20 protein-coding genes are annotated in these 18,666 nt (G+C 71.5%); 18 read left to right on the forward strand and 2 right to left on the reverse strand.

Going from position 1 to position 18,666, the window contains the following annotated elements:
• Positions 1 to 3 precede the first annotated feature (3 nt).
• From WMR31_RS11625 to WMR31_RS11650, 6 genes are all read left to right on the forward strand, one after another.
• Positions 4 to 948 carry an ABC transporter permease gene (locus WMR31_RS11625; RefSeq protein ID WP_340538991.1) on the forward strand — a complete coding sequence of 315 codons (945 nt, stop codon included), beginning with the start codon at positions 4 to 6 and terminating at the stop codon, positions 946 to 948.
• Positions 945 to 1,859 carry an ABC transporter ATP-binding protein gene (locus WMR31_RS11630; RefSeq protein WP_340538992.1) on the forward strand — a complete coding sequence of 305 codons (915 nt, stop codon included), beginning with the start codon at positions 945 to 947 and terminating at the stop codon, positions 1,857 to 1,859. Before WMR31_RS11625 ends, WMR31_RS11630 begins: the two co-directional genes overlap by 4 nt.
• Entirely contained in the window at positions 1,856 to 2,638 is a 783-nt protein-coding gene (locus WMR31_RS11635; protein WP_340538993.1) for an ABC transporter permease, read from the forward strand. Before WMR31_RS11630 ends, WMR31_RS11635 begins: the two co-directional genes overlap by 4 nt.
• Before the next feature lie 43 nt (positions 2,639 to 2,681).
• Complete coding sequence (locus tag WMR31_RS11640) at positions 2,682 to 3,845, forward strand: ABC transporter substrate-binding protein (protein ID WP_340538994.1); 1,164 nt, start codon at positions 2,682 to 2,684, stop codon at positions 3,843 to 3,845.
• Between the two features lie 95 nt (positions 3,846 to 3,940).
• Positions 3,941 to 5,284 carry an aspartate aminotransferase family protein gene (locus tag WMR31_RS11645; protein ID WP_340538995.1) on the forward strand — a complete coding sequence of 448 codons (1,344 nt, stop codon included), beginning with the start codon at positions 3,941 to 3,943 and terminating at the stop codon, positions 5,282 to 5,284.
• Positions 5,284 to 6,792 (forward strand): CoA-acylating methylmalonate-semialdehyde dehydrogenase, encoded by a 1,509-nt coding sequence (locus WMR31_RS11650; RefSeq protein ID WP_340538996.1) that lies wholly within the window; start codon positions 5,284 to 5,286, stop codon positions 6,790 to 6,792. Before WMR31_RS11645 ends, WMR31_RS11650 begins: the two co-directional genes overlap by 1 nt.
• 274 nt (positions 6,793 to 7,066) lie before the next feature.
• Here the strand turns inward: WMR31_RS11650 and WMR31_RS11655 are convergent, their stop codons facing one another.
• Entirely contained in the window at positions 7,067 to 8,062 is a 996-nt protein-coding gene (locus WMR31_RS11655; RefSeq protein WP_340538997.1) for a glycosyltransferase family 61 protein, read from the reverse strand.
• 77 nt (positions 8,063 to 8,139) lie between these two features.
• Here WMR31_RS11655 and WMR31_RS11660 point away from each other — a divergent pair, with 77 nt between their 5' ends.
• The 3 genes from WMR31_RS11660 to WMR31_RS11670 are packed head-to-tail and all read left to right on the forward strand — an operon-like array spanning position 8,140 to position 10,909.
• Positions 8,140 to 8,847, forward strand: a complete 708-nt coding sequence (locus WMR31_RS11660) for an ABC transporter ATP-binding protein (RefSeq protein WP_340538998.1) — start codon at positions 8,140 to 8,142, stop codon at positions 8,845 to 8,847.
• Positions 8,822 to 10,342 (forward strand): hypothetical protein, encoded by a 1,521-nt coding sequence (locus WMR31_RS11665; RefSeq protein WP_340538999.1) that lies wholly within the window; start codon positions 8,822 to 8,824, stop codon positions 10,340 to 10,342. Before WMR31_RS11660 ends, WMR31_RS11665 begins: the two co-directional genes overlap by 26 nt.
• 36 nt (positions 10,343 to 10,378) lie before the next feature.
• A complete protein-coding gene (locus WMR31_RS11670; RefSeq protein WP_340539000.1) occupies positions 10,379 to 10,909 on the forward strand; it encodes an AMIN-like domain-containing (lipo)protein in 531 nt (176 codons plus the stop codon).
• A 107-nt stretch (positions 10,910 to 11,016) separates the two neighbouring features.
• Here WMR31_RS11670 and WMR31_RS11675 read toward each other — a convergent pair whose 3' ends face one another.
• Entirely contained in the window at positions 11,017 to 11,538 is a 522-nt protein-coding gene (locus tag WMR31_RS11675) for a hypothetical protein (RefSeq protein ID WP_340539001.1), read from the reverse strand.
• Positions 11,539 to 11,584: 46 nt separating this feature from the next.
• On the opposite strand from WMR31_RS11675, the gene WMR31_RS11680 reads away from it, so the two are divergent.
• From WMR31_RS11680 to WMR31_RS11720, 9 genes are all read left to right on the forward strand, one after another.
• Positions 11,585 to 12,703, forward strand: a complete 1,119-nt coding sequence (locus tag WMR31_RS11680) for a phosphotransferase family protein (RefSeq protein WP_340539002.1) — start codon at positions 11,585 to 11,587, stop codon at positions 12,701 to 12,703.
• Positions 12,703 to 13,374 carry a histidine phosphatase family protein gene (locus WMR31_RS11685; RefSeq protein ID WP_340539003.1) on the forward strand — a complete coding sequence of 224 codons (672 nt, stop codon included), beginning with the start codon at positions 12,703 to 12,705 and terminating at the stop codon, positions 13,372 to 13,374. Before WMR31_RS11680 ends, WMR31_RS11685 begins: the two co-directional genes overlap by 1 nt.
• A gap of 68 nt (positions 13,375 to 13,442) precedes the next feature.
• On the forward strand, positions 13,443 to 14,300 hold the full coding sequence (locus WMR31_RS11690) for an endonuclease/exonuclease/phosphatase family protein (RefSeq protein ID WP_340539004.1): 858 nt from the start codon (positions 13,443 to 13,445) through the stop codon (positions 14,298 to 14,300).
• 27 nt (positions 14,301 to 14,327) lie between these two features.
• On the forward strand, positions 14,328 to 15,407 hold the full coding sequence (locus WMR31_RS11695) for a VanZ family protein (RefSeq protein ID WP_340539005.1): 1,080 nt from the start codon (positions 14,328 to 14,330) through the stop codon (positions 15,405 to 15,407).
• Positions 15,408 to 15,416: 9 nt separating this feature from the next.
• A complete protein-coding gene (locus tag WMR31_RS11700; RefSeq protein WP_340539006.1) occupies positions 15,417 to 16,268 on the forward strand; it encodes an FkbM family methyltransferase in 852 nt (283 codons plus the stop codon).
• A 120-nt stretch (positions 16,269 to 16,388) separates the two neighbouring features.
• On the forward strand, positions 16,389 to 17,369 hold the full coding sequence (locus tag WMR31_RS11705; protein WP_340539007.1) for an intradiol ring-cleavage dioxygenase: 981 nt from the start codon (positions 16,389 to 16,391) through the stop codon (positions 17,367 to 17,369).
• A gap of 37 nt (positions 17,370 to 17,406) precedes the next feature.
• On the forward strand, positions 17,407 to 17,571 hold the full coding sequence (locus WMR31_RS11710; RefSeq protein WP_340539008.1) for a Sec-independent protein translocase subunit TatA/TatB: 165 nt from the start codon (positions 17,407 to 17,409) through the stop codon (positions 17,569 to 17,571).
• Complete coding sequence (gene tatC / locus WMR31_RS11715) at positions 17,568 to 18,353, forward strand: twin-arginine translocase subunit TatC (protein WP_340539009.1); 786 nt, start codon at positions 17,568 to 17,570, stop codon at positions 18,351 to 18,353. The genes WMR31_RS11710 and tatC overlap by 4 nt, the downstream gene beginning before the upstream one ends.
• Positions 18,341 to 18,652 (forward strand): Sec-independent protein translocase subunit TatA/TatB, encoded by a 312-nt coding sequence (locus WMR31_RS11720; protein ID WP_340539010.1) that lies wholly within the window; start codon positions 18,341 to 18,343, stop codon positions 18,650 to 18,652. Before tatC ends, WMR31_RS11720 begins: the two co-directional genes overlap by 13 nt.
• Positions 18,653 to 18,666: the final 14 nt, after the last annotated feature.

The raw sequence follows: 18,666 nt of genomic DNA on the forward strand, positions 1-18,666 counted from the left end.
CGGGTGACCTCGACGACTACCGCCCAGCAGACCGCGGCGCCCGGACTCTCCGCGATCCGCGCCAGCGCGGTCTCGGGTGCCTGGCCGGCGGTCCGCGCGGTGCTGCTCGGCATCCTCGGCCTGGTGGCCGTGGCCGGGCTGTGGGAGGGCTACAAGGCCGTGGCGCCCGAGAAGGGCGTGCTGATCGGCAAGACCCGAGTGCTCCCGCGCTCGAGCGACCTGACGATGCCGCACGTGTGGGACATCGTGAAACGACTCGGGGAGCCGGTCACCAGCCTGCCCGGCGCCGAGCCGCTGTGGCGGGTGGTGATGGACGCCGTCGTCGTCTCTCTCAAGATCGCCGCCGCCGGCTGGCTGATCGGCACCGTGATCGGGCTGCTGCTCGCCCTGCTGATGGCGCGCCTGAAGGTGGCCGAGTGGGGTCTGCTGCCGTGGATCGTGCTGAGCCAGACCGTCCCGTTGATCGCCTTCGCCCCGATGGTGCGCAGCTGGGGCGCGAAGTTCACGATCGGCAGCTGGCAGTGGGAGCCGTGGATGTCGGTGGCGTTGATCGCCAGCTACCTCGCGTTCTTCCCGGTAGCGGTCGGCGCCCTGCGCGGGCTCCAGGCCTCCCAGCGCATCCACACCGAGCTGATGCACACCTACAACGCCGGCTGGTGGTCGACGCTGCGCCGCGTGCGGCTGCCCGCCGCCGTCCCGTACCTGCTGCCCGCTTTGCGGCTCGGCGCCGCGGGCGCCGTGGTGGGCACGGTCGTGGCGGAGGTCTCGATCGCCTATCCCGACGGCATCGGACGGATGATCATCACCTACGCAGGACAGGCCAGTGGCGACCCGGCGAAGGCCTACGCCCCGATCCTCGGCGCGATCGCGCTCGGGTTGATCGCGGGCGGCTTCGTCGCGCTGCTCGGACTGACCATGCGCACCTACCGACGTGGAGAAGCCTCATGAGTGACACCCCGCCCAGCCTGGCCAAGAACGCCGACGCCGGCACCGACCCTGCCGTCGACGCCGACCAGCCCAGCCGGTCCGGCCGGCCCGGTCCCGCGCCGACGCCGTTCGGCAGCGTCGACGCCGTCCGCGTCAGGGGGGTCACCAAGACCTTCGGCAGCCGCAAGAACCAGGTGACCGCTCTCTCCGAGGTCGACCTCACCGTCCCCTCGGGCGAGTTCGTCGCGCTGATCGGCCCCTCCGGCTGCGGCAAGTCGACCCTGATGCGGCTGGTGGCCGACCTCGAGCAGCCCAGCGACGGCAGCATCGAGGTCTTCGGCAAGACCGCCACCCAGGCCCGCAAGGACCAGGACTACGGCATCGCCTTCCAACAGGCCGGCCTGCTTCCCTGGCGCACCGTGTCCGGCAACATCGGACTCCCGCTCGAGCTGCACGGGGCCTCGCGCGCCGAGCGCAAGAGCCGGGTCGCCGAGCTGGTCGAGCTGGTCGGTCTCGGCGACTTCGCCAAGTCGCACCCCGACCAGCTCTCCGGTGGCATGCAGCAGCGCGTGGCGATCGCCCGCTCGCTGGCCGAACGACCCCGCCTGCTGCTCATGGACGAGCCGTTCGGCGCCCTCGACGAGATGACCCGCGAGCGGATGCAGGCCGAGCTGGCGCGGATCGCCCAGGAGACCGGAGCCGCGGTCATCTTCGTGACCCACTCCATCCCGGAGGCCGTCTTCCTGGCCGACCGGGTCGTGGTGATGTCCGCGCGGCCCGGCCGGATCACCGGCCAGATCGTCACCGGGATCGCACGCGAGGTGACCCGCGACCAGAGCCTGCGGGAGGACCCCGCCTTCTTCGCCAAGGTCACCGAGGTGCGCGAGGCGCTGCATGGCGCCCCCGCGTCCGGCGGAGCGGAGGAGCGGTGAGCGCACCTGCCACCGAGCGGATCGGCAAGATCGTCGCCCCCGTCGTCGTCGGGGCGCTCGGCCTTGCCCTGTGGCAGTTCCTCGTCACGGTCGTGAAGGTCTCGCCGGTCCTGCTGCCTGGGCCCGAGCAGATCTGGCAGGAGTGGCAGGACAACAGCACCGCGATCCGCGAGGCGTTCTGGATCACCGGCACCAACGCCCTCTACGGCCTGGTGTTCGGCACCGTCGTCGGCATCGTCCTGGCCGCACTCGCGGCCTGGGCGCGGCTGATCGACGGGATGCTGGCCTTCGTGGTGGCCGGACTCGCGGTCATCCCGATCGTCGCCCTCGCGCCGGTGCTCAACTCGATGTACGGCGCCGACAGCCAGTACGGCCGCCGCGCGATCGCCGCGATCGCCGCGTTCGTCCCGGTCTACGTCAACACCGTGCGCGGGCTGCGGCAGACCACGCCACAGCACCGCGACCTCATGCACTCCTACTCGGCGTCGCCGTGGCAGACCTTCCGGTCACTCACGCTTCCCTCGGCCGCGCCGTTCATCCTCACCGGCATCCGGGTCGCCAGCTCGCTGGCGGTCATCTCCGCGCTGGTCGCCGAGTACTTCGGCGGACCCCGCAAGGGGCTCGGCAGCTTCATCTCCACCTCCGCCGCCACCAGCGCGTACGCCCGAGCCGGGGCGTACGTCATGGCGGCCATCGTGCTCGGACTGGTCGCCTACGTCGCCACTGTGCTGCTCGAACGACTCGTGCAGTGGCGACTGCCGGCCGGGGGGACCCGATGAGGTCCCCGCTCAACACCATTTGCGCAACTGGAAAGGGACACCCATGAGGAACTCGATGCGTCGCACCCTCGCGGCCGCAGTCACGGTGCTCACCGCGTCGGCCATGCTCGCCGGTTGCGGGAGCGACGACGGCAACGGCGAGGACGGCAGCGCCGGCGGCAACGGCGGCGGCGGCTGCAACACCGGCAACGACGTGACCCTGCAACTGCAGTGGCTTCCGCAGGCGCAGTTCGCCGGCTACTTCGCCGCCGTCGACCAGGGCTACTTCGAGGAGGAGGGCCTCAACGTCACGATCGTGCCCTCCGGCGGCGACATCGTGCCGCAGGACGCCGTCGCCAACGGCGACGCCGACTACGCGATCGCGTGGGTTCCGAAGGTGCTCGGCTCGATCGAGCAGGGAGCCGAGCTCACCGACATCGCCCAGATCTTCCAGCGTTCGGGCACCCTCCAGGTCTCGATGAAGGAGTCCGGCATCGAGTCGGTCGCCGACTTCGAGGGCAAGAAGATCGGCTCCTGGGGCTTCGGCAACGAGTGGGAGATCTTCGCCGCCATGGCCGCCGAGGGTCTCGACTCGGAGTCGGTGGAGATCGTGACCCAGGACTTCAACATGAACGCCTTCCTCCAAGGCGACATCGACGCCGCCCAGGCGATGACCTACAACGAGTACGCCCAGCTGCTGGAGTCGGAGAACCCCGACACCGGTGAGCTCTACCAGCCCGAGGACTTCAACGTCATCAGCTACGAGGACACCGAAGGTGCGATGCTGCAGGACGCGATCTGGGCCGACACGAACTGCCTGAAGGACGAGGCGTTCCAGGAGCGCACGGTCAAGTTCCTCAAGGCAGTCATCAAGGGCTGGGCCTTCGCCCGCGACAACGTCCAGGACGCCGCCGACATCACCATCGCCGCCGGCTCCAGCTGGGGTCCGAGCCACGAGCTGTGGATGGCCAACGAGACCAACAAGCTGATCTGGCCGGCCGAGAACGGCATCGGCGTCATCGACGAGGCCGCTTGGCAGAAGACCGTCGACGGCGCCCTGTCGGCGGTCAACGAGCAGGGCCAGAACCTCATCACCAACGAGCCGCCCGAGGGCTCCTACGACAACACCTACATCCAGCAGGCGATCGACGAGCTGGGTGACGAGGTCGACACCACCGGTGCCGACTACGAGCCGGTCGAGGTCACGCTCAACGCCGGAGGCAACTGATTCCGGTCGGGGCCGGCTCGCCGGCCCCGACCAGCACCCCTCAGACCAGCACCCCTCACAACCACCAGAGACACCAGCACCGCAGGAGGCCGATGATGACGGCGAGCGAGACCACACAAGACCTCGACGCCCAGACCAAGGAGCTCGACCGGGCCCACGTGTTCCACTCCTGGTCCGCCCAGGCGACCCTCGATCCGGCCGTCGTCGCCGGCGGCCTCGGCAGCCGGGTGTGGGACCACGAGGGCAACCAGTGGCTCGACTTCTCCAGCCAGCTGGTGAACGTCAACATCGGCCACCAGCACCCCGCTGTGGTCGCGGCGATCCAGGAGCAGGCCGGCAAGCTCGCCACCATCGCGCCGGCCACCGCCAACCTCGCCCGCGGCGAGGCCGCGCGCCGGATCGCCGACCGCGCGCCCGACGGCATGAACAAGGTGTTCTTCACCAACGGCGGCGCCGACGCCAACGAGAACGCCATCCGGATGGCGCGCCTGCACACCGGTCGCGACAAGGTGCTCTCGACCTACCGCTCCTACCACGGCAACACCGGCGCCGCGGTCGTGGCGACCGGCGACTGGCGTCGCGTGCCGAACGAGTACGCCAGGGGGCACGTGCACTTCTTCGGGCCGTTCCTCTACCGCAGCGAGTTCTGGGCGAGCACGCCGGAGGAGGAGACCGAGCGTGCCCTCCAGCACCTGCGCCGGGTGATCGAGTGCGAGGGCCCGGCCTCCATCGCCGCAGTGCTGCTCGAGACCATCCCCGGCACCGCGGGAGTGCTCGTGCCCCCGCCCGGCTACCTCGCCGGCGTCCGCGAGCTGTGCGACAAGCACGGCATCGTGATGATCCTCGACGAGGTGATGGCCGGCTTCGGCCGGTCGGGGGAGTGGCTGGCCCTGGACGCCTTCGAGGAGCTGAACGGCGCGGGACCGGACCTGATCACCTTCGCCAAGGGCGTCAACTCCGGCTACGTGCCGGTCGGGGGCGTGATCATCTCCGACGAGATCGCCGCCGACTTCGACGAGACGGTCTTCCCCGGCGGGCTCACCTACTCCGGGCACCCGCTCGCGGCGGCCTCCATCGTCGGTGCGCTCGACGCGATGGAGTCCGAGGGCATCGTGGCCAACGCCAAGCGAGTGGGCGCCGAGGCCATCGGCCCGGCACTGGCCGAGCTCGCCGACAAGCACCCGGTGATCGGCGAGGTCCGCGGCCTCGGCGTGTTCTGGGCCCTGGACCTGGTGGCCGATCCCGACACCCGCGAACCGATCTCGCCGGCCCTGATCGGGCTGGCCAAGAAGGAGTCGATGGCGCGCGGCCTGGTGCCGTTCGCCGCCGACAACCGGATCCACGTCGTCCCACCCTGTGTGGTCACCGACGACGAGGTCGCCGAAGCCATGGCGATCTATGACGAAGTGTTCACCGTTCTCGACAAGGAAGTCTCTTGATGTCTGACCTGCCCGTCCTCGACCACTGGATCGGCGGCGCCACCGCCACCGGCGACTCCGACCGCACCGGCCCGGTCTACGACCCGGCCCTCGGCGAGGTGACCAAGCACGTCCGGCTCGGCTCCGCCGCCGACGTCGACGCCGCCGTCGCGACCGCCCGCGAGGCCTTCTCCGGCGCCGACGGCTGGGGGCGCTCCTCGATCGCCAAGCGCCAGACGGTGATGTTCGCCTTCCGCGAGATCCTCAACTCCCGCCGCGACGAGCTCGCCGCCCTGCTCACCTCCGAGCACGGCAAGGTGCTCAGCGACGCCGCCGGCGAGGTCGCCCGCGGCATCGAGGTCGTCGAGTTCGCCTGCGCCATGCCGCAGGTCAACAAGGGCGCCTACTCGGAGTCGGTGTCCACCGGCGTCGACGTCTACTCCGTCAAGGAGCCGCTCGGCGTCGTCGGCATCATCAGCCCGTTCAACTTCCCGGCCATGGTGCCGATGTGGTTCTTCCCGCTGGCGATCGCGACCGGCAACACCGTCGTGCTCAAGCCCTCGGAGAAGGACCCCTCGGTCGCCAACTGGCTGGCCGCCGCCCTGTCCGAGGCCGGCCTGCCCGACGGCGTGTTCAACGTCGTCCACGGCGACAAGGAGGCCGTCGACGCGCTCCTGGAGCACCCCGACGTGGCCTCGATCTCGTTCGTCGGCTCGACCCCGATCGCGCAGTACGTCTACGAGACCGGAACCAAGCACGGCAAGCGCGTGCAGGCACTGGGCGGCGCGAAGAACCACATGCTGGTGCTCCCCGACGCCGATCTCGACCTGGCCGCCGACGCCGCCGTCAACGCCGGCTTCGGCTCCGCCGGGGAGCGGTGCATGGCGGTCTCGGTGCTGCTCGCCGTCGACCCGGTCGGCGATGCGCTCGTCGAGAAGATCACCGAGCGGATGGGCAAGCTCGTCACCGGCGACGGCCGCAAGGGCGCCGACATGGGGCCGCTCATCACCCGGGAGCACCGCGACAAGGTGGCCGGCTACCTCGACGTCGCCACCGACGACGGCGCCTCGGTCGTCGTCGACGGCCGAGGGGTGGAGGCCGACGGCGCCGCCGACGGCTTCTGGCTCGGCCCCTCGCTCGTCGACAACGTCGGCACCACCTCGACCGTCTACACCGACGAGATCTTCGGCCCCGTGCTCTCGATCGTCCGCGTCGGCTCCTACGACGAGGGCCTGGCCCTGATCAACAGCGGCCAGTACGGCAACGGCACCGCGATCTTCACCAACGACGGCGGCGCCGCCCGCCGCTTCCAGCAGGACGTCGAGGTCGGCATGATCGGCATCAACGTCCCGATCCCGGTCCCGGTCGCCTACCACTCCTTCGGCGGCTGGAAGGCCTCGCTCTTCGGCGACTCCAAGGCCTACGGCCCCGCCGGCATGGACTTCTTCACCCGCGAGAAGGCCGTCACCTCCCGCTGGCTCGACCCCAGCCACGGCGGCCTGAACCTGGGCTTCCCGCAGAACACCTGAGCTGGAGCCGGACCCCTCCGGCTCCGCGCACGGCCCCGTCGCTTCGGGGGGAGCGGCGGGGTCGTGCATGTCTCGACCCGTCTCTCCGCCGGAGGTTGAGCAAGCGAGCGCAAGCGAGCGCCGACGAAACCCCGGCAACCGTCCTTGCCAGCGTTGGCGAGGTCGGTTGCGAGGTTTCGTCGGCGCCGACGAGTTCGTTCCTCACTCGTCGGCTTGCTCAACCTCCACCCGTCGCAGCTCCTGCGGCCGGACGTTCCTCAGCCGGACGGCTTGCTCAACCTCCGGGGAGCCGACTCACCGCCCGCTCGACGGCGTCGAGGTCGTCGGTGGCGGGCAGGAACTGGTGAGGGTGCTCGAGGAGGTGGTCGATGATCAGCTGCATCGGCACGGGTCGGTGCGGGCTGCGGCTGTCGCCGATCTCCAGCACCGCTGTCCCGGGAGGCGCGAGTGCGGTGAGGTGGAGAGCCGAGCCCGAACTCCCAGCGACGATCCGGGCGCCGGCCATGCACCTGATCTGGTCGTCGATCGAGAGCAGCTCCGGCGCGACGACGTCGAAGCCGGCCCGGGCGAAGAGGGCGTCGAGAGCGCGGTCCCGCTCCGGGGTGGAGCGGTCGCGGCCGGGGTCGTCGGCGCGCCGCGCCTGGTTGAACCGGGTACGCGAGAGGTAGATGCGAGCCGACGGCGACCGCGTCGGCGCGAACGGTGCAGCGATGCGGCGCCAGACCTCCGCCGCCTGCGGATGGCCCCAGCCGTTGGCGACGACCGCCCGGGACGGCACGACGAGGCGCTCGACGTGCGCTGCCCGGCGGGCGCCCACGATCGAGACCGGCAGGTCCGCGAAGCCGGCCAGATCGAGGAGGCGGCGCATCCACGGCTCCGGCTCGGTCGTGCCGCGCAGGTACTTGTGGAAGACGAGGCCGTCGAGCCCGGGGACGTCGGGCCACAACGTCGTCAGGGTCTCGACCAGGAAGTGCCCGAAGTGCTGGATCCAGTGCCCCCCGTACAGCCACGTGCCGGCGTGCTCGCGCATCCGCCCGCCCAGCCGCAGGTTGGACGGATCCGCGGCCACCCACGGGTGCCCCGGAACCGCGAACTTCTGCGACGACTCCACCAGACGCCCGGAGCCGTCGTAGACGGCGCCGCGCAGGTACCGGTTGGGACGCCCGATGGTCCGCAGCTGGCCGAGCTCCCACGGCGACAGGTGCGCACCCTCGATGGTCTGGACGCTCGGGACATCGAGCGGCTCGAGCGGGAGCGAGGGAACCTGCACAGGCGCACCGTAAGCGATCCGGGCGAGGATCCCCGGGATCGGCTGACCCCCGCTCCGAGCGCAGGAGAGAATGCCGTGTGGCCGATCCCTCCGTCGACGTACGAGCGCTGAGCGTGCACTTCGGCCCGGTGGCCGCAGTGGACGGCGTCGACCTGACCGCCGAGGCCGGACAGTCGGCGGCCCTGCTCGGACGCAACGGTGCCGGGAAGTCGACGACGATGCGGGTCCTGGCAGGCGTGGTGCCACCGACGTCGGGGTTCGTGCAGGTGGCCGGATGGGACGTGCGCTCCCACCCGCTGCGCGTGAAGCAGGCCGTCGGCTACTGCCCCGACGTCGGCGGCCTGGTGCCTCGGGCGACGCCCTGGGAGCACCTCCAGCTCGCGGCGCGGCTGCGCCGGATGCGCGACTGGCAGCCGCGAGCCCGCACGATGCTGGAGCGTTTCGGGCTCGACGAGGTGGCGCACCGGGTCACTGCCGGGTTCTCCCACGGGATGGGCCGCCGGCTCAGCGTGGTGCTCGCCGCCTGGCACGACCCCGAGGTGCTGCTGCTCGACGAGCCCTTCGACGGCGTCGACCCGATCGGCGTCGAGGCCACCTTGGAGGTCGTCAGCGACGCCCGGGCGCGCGGCGCCTGCGTGATCGTCTCGACCCATCTGCGGGAGCTGGCGGTGCAGGCGTGCACCACGGTCAGCGTCCTGCGCGGCGGCGCGCGGGTCGCGACGGTGCCGGCCGACGAGATGCTCGGCGAGGAGGGAGCACGTGCCTACCGCGGCCTCCTCGACTGATCGCTGGCGGGCGGTCGCCGACGTGGGGCACCTGGTGCGCTTCCGCGTGTCCTCGGTGCGCTGGGGGCCGCTGCTGGCAGGCGCCCTGCTCTTCGGCGTGCTCACCGTGGGCGCCGCGGTGATCCCGGCCCACCTGGACGGCGCCGGCGGCGCCGGGCGCGCCTTCGACGTCACCCTGCTGCTCCCCACCGTGCTCGCCGGCTTCGTCCTGCTCGCCGCGGTCGCGGCGGCGTCCTCGGCGGGCGGCCGGGAGCTGCTCGCCAGAGAACCCGCGGCGATCCATCCGATCAGCCCCACGACCGACCACCTCGGCGCGCTGCTCCTGGCCCCGTTCAACGTCGCCTGGCTGGTCCAGGGCTGGCTGCTGCTCGGCATCACCGCGTTCGCGGTAGGGCTCGACGGGCTCGTCTGGGCCCAGGCCATCGCGGTGGCCTGGATCCTCACCGCCACAGCACTCGGGCAACTGCTGGCCTGGGCCCTCGAGGCGATCCGCCGCACCCGGCACGGCATCCTCGCCGTGCGCCTGGCGGCGTTGGTCCTCTGCGCGAGCGTGGTCGCGCTCCACCTCACCGACCGGCTCGTGGATCTGCTCGACCGGCTGCCGACCCGCTGGGTGCTCCTCGCGATGCTCGAGGAGGGACCCACCCTCCGCTGGCTGGTCACGCTGCTGGGCACGCTCGCCGTCGCGATCGTGCTCGTCGTCGCAGGCGCCTATCCGGCCCACCTGGCGGCTCGGCGGCCCTCCCGCGACGAGGCCCGGGTGGAGGCCGAGAGCTTCCGGCCGCGCCGAGACGCCGCCAGCGACCTCGGGACCCTGGTGCGGATCGATCGCGGGTCGGTCTGGCGAGCGGTGCCGATGCGTCGTGGCCTCTTCGTGATGGCGCTCGGGCCCACCCTGGTCGCCCTGCTCGGTGGCCTGGAGTGGTCGATGATGACCGTGCTCCCCGGCCTCGTCGCGGCCGGCGGCGCGCTGCTCTACGGCGTCAACGCGTGGTCCCTCGACCAGCGGGGTGCGCTGTGGCGCGAGAGCCTCCCGGTCTCACCGGCCGTCGTCTTCGACGCCCGGGCCTACGTGCTCGCCGAGTTCCTCGTCCTTGCCTCGCTCGGCACGCTCGTGGTGGCCGGCCTGCGCGCCGGGATCCCGTCGCCGACCGAGGTCGTCCTGCTCCTCGCGACCCTCGTGGTGGTGACCGTCCAGGTCGTCGGCGCCGCGATGCGGTGGTCGGCGAGTGCACCGTACGCCGTCGACCTGCGCTCGGCCCGTTCCACGCCGGCGCCGCCCGCGGTGATGCTGACCTATGCCCTCACGCTCGCCCTCACCACCACCTGCACCGGGATCCTGTTCTCGGCGCTGGCCGAGCTCGGCCGCTGGGACCTGGCGCTGCTGGCGGCGGTCGCGATGCTCGCCTGGTCGGCCGAGCGCCTCCTCCGCACCCGCCGCGGCTGGCTCGACCCGGCCGAGCGGGCGCGGGTGGTGCTCGCCGTGTCGGCGTGATGACAACCCAATGAGGCGCTCGTGCGTGGCACAGACATGAGACAACGACACGCCATCGCCGCCGCGCTCGCCGCGGCCCTCCTGACCGCCCCCCTGTCCGGCGTCGCCGCACCGGCCGCACCGGCCGCATCGGCCGAGCCGGCCGCACCGCGCACCGAGGGATATGGCACCTCGCCCCAGACCCTCCACGGTTCGGCCGACGACCTCGCCCTGCGGGGCGTGCGCGTCGTCGAACGCCGCGGCGGGGACCGCATCGTCATCAGGTTCCGCGGGAACGGGAGGCCCGGCGCGGTGGTGCACTACGTCCGCCGGGCGGTCGCCGACGGCAGTGGTGAGGTCCTCGACGTCGCGGGCGGCGCGATTCTCCAGGTCGACGTCGCCGGCACCCCGCTCACCCGGCACCAGCGTCCGGTGCACGTCCGCACCGGCGGCGATCTGGTCGACGTCGAGGCGGCCGGCCCCTTCGAGGGCTACACCCAGGTCTTCCTCGGCCTCGAGGAGCGCACCGCGTTCCGCGCCAAGGCACGCTCCGGCCCCTCGCGGATCGTGATCGACCTCAAAAACTGAGTGACCTCCCCGGGAGCCGACTGGGCGGCCTATCCCTGAACTTGTCGGGCGGGATATCGGCCCCCAAGTTCATACTTCCCCGGTCGACCGGGGAAATCCCGGCCCCGTCAGGCCGCCGCACAGGTGGCCTGCGCCTCGCCGAGCGCACGAGCCGCGTCGGTGTCGGAGCGGCCGGTGAGGGTGTCGATGACGCCGGCGCGGACGGCGTCTGCGGGGACGGCCGCGTCGAAGCAGGTCTTGAAGGCGGCCGGGTCGACGCCGGTGATCGCGCGGGCCGCGGTGGTCGCGTAGTCGGCGCAGGCGTCGAAGGCATCGAACCAGGCGCCGGCGACGTCGACGGTGAGCAGCGGCGCCGCCGGGCTCACCTGACCTTTGTCGTCGACGACCTCGGCGCCCACGAGCTCCTCGAGCGAGACGGCGTCGAGCAGGTGGTCGGCGAAGCACTCGCCCTCGGCGCGGACGGCGGCACCGGTCGCGCCGTCGGCATAGCGCTCGACCAGTCCGGCCCGGACGACGTCGACCTGCGGCGGGTGGTCGTCGTCCTGCTGGAGGTCGGCGTCGCAGGCCGTCGTCGCGCCGAGCGCGAGGGCGAGCGCAGCCAGCCAGATCCCGCCACGTACGCCACGCACGCGGACGATCCTGCCACGCGAGGTCGCCGCCGGTTACCGTGCCCGCGTGCACATCGCATCTTCTCCTGGTCCCCAGGCGGCCAGCTCCAAGCCGACCGCCACCAGGCAGGTGGACCCCAACCCGGCGCGTCCGGTCCGCGACGAGGACGCCTTCGACGCCGCCGCCGTGGCCCGGTGGTTGCGGCGCGGCCCCATCGAGGAGGTGCGCCAGTTCGCCGGAGGTGCCTCCAACCTCACCTACCTGCTGCGCTTCGAGTCCGGTCCCGACCTGATCCTGCGCCGCCCGCCCCAGGGCACGAGGGCCAGCGGCGCGCACGACATGGGCCGGGAGTACGACGTCCAGCGAGCGCTGCGCCCGGTCTTCCCCTACGTACCCGAGATGGTCGGGCACTGCCAGGACGACTCGGTGATCGGCTCGCAGTTCTACGTCATGGAGCGGGTCGAGGGGCTGATCCCGCGTACCGACTTCGCGACCCCGATCGCCGCGGACGCCACCGACGCCCTGTGCGCGGACGCCCTCGACGTCCTGGTCGCACTGCACGGCGTTGACGTCACCGCCGTGCCCGAGCTGGCGCGGCTCGGCAAGGGCGACGGGTACGTCGCCCGCCAGGTGAGCGGCTGGACCCGACGGTTCGCCGACGCCCGCACCGCCGAGACCGGCGACTGGTCCGACGTCACCGACTGGCTCGCCGTGCACCAGCCCGCCGACGTCGGCCAGGTGCTCATCCACAACGACTACCGGCTCGACAACCTGGTGCTCGACCCCGACACGCTCGCCGTGGAGGCCGTCCTCGACTGGGAGATGGCGACGGTCGGCGACCCGTTCATGGACCTGGGAAGCGCCCTGGCCTACTGGGTGGAGGCCGACGACGATCCCCTGTTCCAGCAGTTCCGGCGCCAGCCCACCACGACGCCGGGCATGTGGACCCGCGCCCAGCTCGTCGAGGGCTACTGCGCCCGCACCGGTCGCGAGCTCCCGGCCGAGGCGTGGCTGTTCTACGAGGTGTTCGGGCTGTTCCGGCTGGCGGTGATCGCCCAGCAGATCTGGTACCGCTACGCGAACGGGCAGACCACCAACGAGGCCTACGCCGTCTTCGGGCCTGCGGTCGCGGCGCTCGAGGAGCGCTGCCGGCGTCTGCTGCGCGACGCGGGAGTGATCGACTGATGGGCCTGGTGCTGCTGGTCCGCCACGGCCAGGCCTCCTTCGGGACCGACGACTACGACGTCCTGTCCGAGACCGGTTGGGTCCAGGGCGCCCGGCTCGGCTCGTGGGTCTCCGAGCGGGAGGCGACGCCGAGCCTGCTGGTGCGCGGCGGCATGCGCCGCCACCGCGAGACCCTCGAGGCGATGGCGCAGGCGGCCGGCTGGGACCTGGCCGGCTCGGTGGTCGACCCCGACTGGGACGAGTTCGACCACCTCTCGGTCATTGCCGGCTACGACGGCCCCTCCGAGCCGGACGCCGGGCACGACCGTCGTGCCTTCCAGCGGCTCTTCGAGCGTGCCACCGAGCGGTGGACCGCCGGCGAGGGGACGCACGAGGAGACCTACGCCGGATTCACCGACCGGGTGCTCGGAGCGCTCGGCCGGGCCTCGGACGCCGCCGGGCCAGGTCGCACCGCCGTGGTGGTCACCTCGGGCGGGGCGATCGCCGTCGTGTGCGCGGCCCTGGCCGACCCGGAGGCCGACCCGGCCGGCCGGGCGCGCCTGTGGCAGCGCTTCAACACCGTGGTGGTCAACACCTCGATCACCAGGGTGGTCGTCGGGTCTACCGGGTCGCGACTGCTGACCTTCAACGAGCACCCGCACCTGGACGCCGACACGCTCACGTACCGGTGAGCCGATCACCGGATCGATCACTGGCCCGATCACTGGCCCGATCGCTGGCCCGATCGTTGGCACGTCCAGTGCTCGCGGCAGCGGTGGCGCTCGGGCTCGCCCTCGTCGTCGCCGGATGTGACTCCGGCCCGCCCAAGGACGAGCCCGCAGGCGGTGAGGAGTCCTCCGCGGCGCCCGAGCCGGACGTGCTGCCCAAGCGGCGGGCGTTCACCGTGGCGACGTTCAACGTGCTCGGCGCCAGCCACACCTCGCCCGGCGGCGGCGCCGCCGAGTACTACCCGCCGGCCCGGGAGCGGGTGGCCGGAGCACTCGCCCGGATCAGGCAGTACCGGCCCGACATCCTCGGCCTCCAGGAGCTCCAGGGCGCGCAGGCGGCGGCCTTCCGGCGGCGCCTCGGTGACCGGTACGGCTACGCCGGCAACCTCGACAATGCCGTGATGTGGCGGCGCGCGGAGTTCGAGCTCGTCGAGCAGAGCACCCTCTCGGTGCCCTACTTCTACGACAACCTGCGCGAGATGCCGGTCGTGGTGCTCGAACGCAAGCGTGGCGGCGAGCTGATCACGGTGCTCAGCGTGCACAACCCCGCCGACGTCCGCGGCGATGCCTCCGACAACCGGCTGGAGGCCCAGCGCCGCGAGCGCGCGTTCGTCGTGTCCGAGCGGGAGCGTGGACGCCACGTGCTGCTGGTCGGCGACCTGAACGCCGAGGAGGACGCGTTCTGCGCCCTCACCGAGGGCGGGGCGATGCGCGCGGCCAACGGCGGCTCCCACGGCGACGCCGGTTGCGAGCCACCCTCGGATGCCGGCATCGACTGGATCCTGGGCGCCGGCGTCGACTTCAACGGCTACCTGTCCGACGACTCCACCAGGGACGACAAGGTCTCCGATCACCCGTTCGTCGTCGCGACGGTGCGGCGTCTGACATAGCCGTGGCGGTCGGTAAGGTCCAGCCACGTGGAGGATCAGGTCGTCAACGCCATCGTGGCGATCGTGCTCGGCTCGGTGGCCGCCGTCGTCCTGCTGGTGCCGACCGCGGCCTACCAGTACCGCCTCGACGGCAAGCTACAGCCGAAGGATCTGCTCGTCCTGGTGGCCAGTGCGATCTACTCGCTCTCGCTGTGGACCTACACCCTGCTGCCGATGCCCGAGCCCGGCAGCTACCGCTGCCAGGGCCGTCAGCTCATCCCGTTCCACACGATCAGCGGTATCTGGACCGACGCCGGCGCCGCCGACCACACGCTGCAGATCGGCCAGGTCGGACTCAACGTCCTGCTGTTCGTCCCGCTGGGCTATTTCCTGCGCGTCATCGTCAAGCGCGGGGTCGTGACCTCCCTGGTCGTCGGGCTCGGCGTATCCCTGCTCATCGAGTTCACCCAGAACACCGGGGTAAGGGGTCTCTACGACTGCCCGTACCGCCTCTTCGACGTCGACGACCTGATCCTCAACACGCTCGGCGCCGTGGTCGGATCGATGCTGTCCTACGTCTTCCTCGACCGCCGCGACGACAGCACTCCGCCACTGCCCACCTCGGTGACCCTCGGGCGCAGGGTGACCGGGCTGGTCTGCGACGTGATCTTCTCGGGGCTGGTCGGTGGTGCGGCCTCGGCGGTGTACCGCGGATTCACCCTCTACGGGCCCGGGACCTACGACCTCGACGTCCGCCTGGCCATCCTGGTCGGCGTCCCCTTCCTGATCCAGGCGGCGTGCGTGCTCGGGGCGGGACGCACGGTCGGGGAGTACGTCGTCGCGGTGCGCACCGTCCGCCCGGGCGCCGGGGCCATGCCCCTACGACGCCTGGTCAAGCTCCTCGTGGGCCCCACCCCGCTTTTCGTGCTGGTCTGGCTCGCGATCCACTACAACAGCCTGTGGCCGGTGCTGGCCTTCGTGGTGCTCGCGGTGGTCAACGTCGTGGTCGCCTGGCGGACCGAGCAGCACCGGGGGCTGAGCAACCTGGTCGCCGGACTCGACCTGCGGATCGCCACCGACGAGGCGCTGCACCGGGCGGACCCAGAGGCACAACAGACCCCCACCTAGGGTGTCGGTATGGATCAGGACATCGCGACCTGGACACCCCAACAGGTGGACGACGACGCGTGGCTGCTCGTGCGCCCCGGCGCGCGGCGCCGGGTCCGCCAACTCGGCGGGCCCGAGGTGCAGGCCAGCATCGTCTACCAGCCGCGCTCGGCCCGGGTGCGGCAGGGACGGTTCGAGCGGGCGGTCAGCGAGTTCCTCGGACGCGAGCACTCCGCCTGGCTGCTGCGCCAGGTGCGCGCCAACGTGGTGCTCGACGTCGGCGCCAACAAGGGCCAGTACGCCCAGAGCCTGCGGCGCAACGGCTACCGGGGGCGGATCGTGTCCTTCGAGCCGGTGGCCCACCTGGTGAAGCGGCTGGAGGAGCTCTCGGCCTCCGACCCCGACTGGCAGGTCGTCCCGTGCGCCCTCGGCGACGAGGAGGGCACCGCGGAGATCAACATGACGCCGGGACCGCTCAGCTCGCTGCTGCCGGCCAGCGAGTTCGGCCGCGAGTGGGCCGACAACCTCAGCAAGACCACCACCGAGACCATCTCCATCCGGCGCCTGGCCGACGTGTGGGACGAGGTGATGGCCGGCGTCGAGGACCCGCGGCCCTTCCTCAAGATGGACACCCAGGGCTATGACCTGGAGACCTTCCGCGGCGCCGGCGACAAGGTGCGGCTCCTGCTCGGTCTCCAGTCGGAGGTCGCGATGGTGCCGATCTACGACGGCATGCCGCGGATGGCCGAGATGCTCACCACCTACGAGGCGGCCGGCTTCGAGACCACCGGGCTGTTCTCGGTCAACCGCGACCGCCAGTCGCTGCGCGCCATCGAGTTCGACCTGATGATGGTCGGGCCCGCGTTCGAGCCGCGCGACTGACGACCCGGCTCGCGCTCACAGGAACCACACAGACACTCCACACGCCCGTCACCGCGGGCGTAGGCAGATTCGCCTTGTCAGCAACTCCGGTTGCTCCAGATCCGACAAGGAGTGTCGCCCATGAGCACCATCCCCCAGCCCGACCAGACCCCCGACGGACCCGCCTACGACGGGCGCCGGCTCGCCCGGCCCGACGACGAGGTCGTCGACCAGGGCGCCGGCTTCGACGTCGTCACCCTGCTGACCCGGCGACGCCTGCTGGGCGTCCTCGGGATCGGAGCCGGCGCGGTCGCCCTCGCCGCGTGCTCCGGGGCCGGTGGCTCGAGCGGCCCGAGCGGCTCGAACGCCTCGGACAGCGCAGGCGGCTCCGGCGCTACGTCCGACGGGGAGATCCCACAGGAGACCAACGGGCCCTACCCGGCCGACGGCACGACCGAGGTGAACGTGCTGGAGGAGTCGGGCATCGTCCGCAGCGACGTCACCTCCAGCCTCGACGGCGGCGCGACCGCCCTCGGTGTGCCGCTGTCGCTCACCTTCACCGTCACCGACCTGGCCGATGACGGCGCGCCCTTCGAGGGGGTCGCGGTCTACATGTGGCAGTGCGACGCCAACGGCGGCTACTCGATGTACTCCTCCGGACTGGAGGACGTGACCTACCTGCGCGGTGTGCAGGTCGCCGACGCCGAGGGAGCGGTGACCTTCCAGACCATCGTCCCCGCCTGCTACTCCGGGCGCTGGCCCCACATCCACTTCGAGGTCTACCCAGACGCCGCGTCGGCCACCGACGTCGAGAACGCGATCGCCACCTCCCAGCTCGCCTTTCCCCAGGACCTGGTCGAGGCGGTCTACGCCCTCGACCTCTATCCCGGCTCCGCCGACAACCTCTCCCAGGTCTCCCTCGAGACCGACGGCATCTTCGGCGACGGCTACGAGCTGGAGATGGGCACCTTCACCGGTGACCCGAGCGCCGGGTACGTCGGGTCGCTGGCCGTCGCGATCGACACGACCACCGAGCCCGCGTCCGCGGGAGGCCCGGCCGGCGGTGCTGGTGCTCCCGGCGGCCAGCCGCCGAACGGCGCGCCCGAGCCCCCGTCCAACTGATCACTCCCACACCCACCCGACTCTCAGGAGAACTCCCATGTTGCAGAACCTCACTGGATGGCACGCCCTGGTGATCCTCGCGATCGTGCTGCTCGTCTTCGGCTCCGCCAAACTCCCCGCGCTCGCCAAGGGCGTCGGCCAGTCCGTGCGGATCCTCAAGGACGAGGTGCACGAGCCGACCACGGGTCCGCGCGACTCATGACGGCCGCGATCAGCGAGCCCCCGATCGCCCGAGGCACCATGCCGCTGGCCGGTCATCTGCGCGAGGCCCGTCGCCGCTCGCTGCGGGCGGCGACCGCCCTGCTGATCGCGGTCGTGGCGGGCTACCTGGTCGCCGACCCGATCCTCGATCTGCTGCGCCGGCCGATCGACGAGCTCGCCGCCTCCCGCGAGGCGACTCTCAACTACGACACCGTCACCGCGGCGTTCGACCTCAAGCTCAAGATCGCGGTGTTCGCCGGCGTCGTGCTCTCCAGCCCGGTCTGGATCGCCGAGCTCTTCGCGTTCGTGACGCCCGGACTGACCCGTCGCGAACGCCGTGCCACCTACGGCTTCCTGGCCGCAGCACTCCCACTGTTCGCCGCCGGGTGCACCTTCGGGTTCCTGATCTTCCCGCACATGGTCCGCGTGCTCGCCGGGTTTTCGGCCACCGAGGACGCCACGATCCTCACCGCTACCTACTACGTCGACTTCGTGCTGCGGGTCGTGCTGGCCACCGGCATCGCGTTCGTGCTGCCGGTGTTCGTGGTCGCCCTCAACCTGCTCGGAATCCTCTCGGCGCGCACCCTGCGTCGCAGTTGGCGGATCATCGTGGTGCTCATCGCGCTGTTCAGTGCCCTGGTCACCCCGGCCGCCGACATGATGTCGATGTTCTTCGTCGCCCTTCCGATGACGGTGCTGTTCGGCGCCGCGCTGGTGATCTCCCACGTTCACGACCATCGCGCGGCCGGCCGCCACGAGAGGGGTGCGGCATGTTCGGCCTGACCTTCGAGAAGCTGTTCCTGGTGACGCTCGTGGCCGGGTTCGTGATCGGCCCGCACCGCCTGCCGGCGTGTGCCCAACAGCTCCGGGACCTGATCCACGGCGTGCGCGGCTATCTCGACACCGCCCGCGCCAGCGCTCTGCGGGCCGAATGGGAGGCGCTCGACGTCGGGCAGTACGACCCGCGCCGGATCGCGCGAGAGGCGTTCGCCCCTCCCGGCGCGGAGGAGGCCCCGAGAACGCAGTACCTCGTGAGCGGGACGGCGGCCCATCCCCGCGTCCGAATTAACAAACAGCCTTGACTGTTTGTTAATGG

It is taken from the genome of Nocardioides epinepheli, from assembly GCF_037936805.1.
In the GTDB taxonomy this organism is placed as follows: Bacteria; Actinomycetota; Actinomycetes; order Propionibacteriales; family Nocardioidaceae; genus Nocardioides.

Excerpts from the sequence above, each read along its gene's own strand:
- WMR31_RS11630 (WP_340538992.1), top strand. The coding sequence starts at position 945 with ATGAGTGACACCCCGCCCAGCCTGGCCAAGAACGCCGACGCCGGCACC.
- WMR31_RS11640 (WP_340538994.1), top strand. The coding sequence starts at position 2,682 with ATGAGGAACTCGATGCGTCGCACCCTCGCGGCCGCAGTCACGGTGCTC.
- WMR31_RS11685 (WP_340539003.1), top strand. The coding sequence starts at position 12,703 with ATGGGCCTGGTGCTGCTGGTCCGCCACGGCCAGGCCTCCTTCGGGACC.
- WMR31_RS11670 (WP_340539000.1), top strand. The coding sequence starts at position 10,379 with ATGAGACAACGACACGCCATCGCCGCCGCGCTCGCCGCGGCCCTCCTG.
- WMR31_RS11700 (WP_340539006.1), top strand. The coding sequence starts at position 15,417 with ATGGATCAGGACATCGCGACCTGGACACCCCAACAGGTGGACGACGAC.
- WMR31_RS11705 (WP_340539007.1), top strand. The coding sequence starts at position 16,389 with ATGAGCACCATCCCCCAGCCCGACCAGACCCCCGACGGACCCGCCTAC.
- WMR31_RS11645 (WP_340538995.1), top strand. The coding sequence starts at position 3,941 with ATGACGGCGAGCGAGACCACACAAGACCTCGACGCCCAGACCAAGGAG.
- WMR31_RS11710 (WP_340539008.1), top strand. The coding sequence starts at position 17,407 with ATGTTGCAGAACCTCACTGGATGGCACGCCCTGGTGATCCTCGCGATC.
- WMR31_RS11650 (WP_340538996.1), top strand. The coding sequence starts at position 5,284 with ATGTCTGACCTGCCCGTCCTCGACCACTGGATCGGCGGCGCCACCGCC.
- tatC (WP_340539009.1), top strand. The coding sequence starts at position 17,568 with ATGACGGCCGCGATCAGCGAGCCCCCGATCGCCCGAGGCACCATGCCG.
- WMR31_RS11720 (WP_340539010.1), top strand. The coding sequence starts at position 18,341 with ATGTTCGGCCTGACCTTCGAGAAGCTGTTCCTGGTGACGCTCGTGGCC.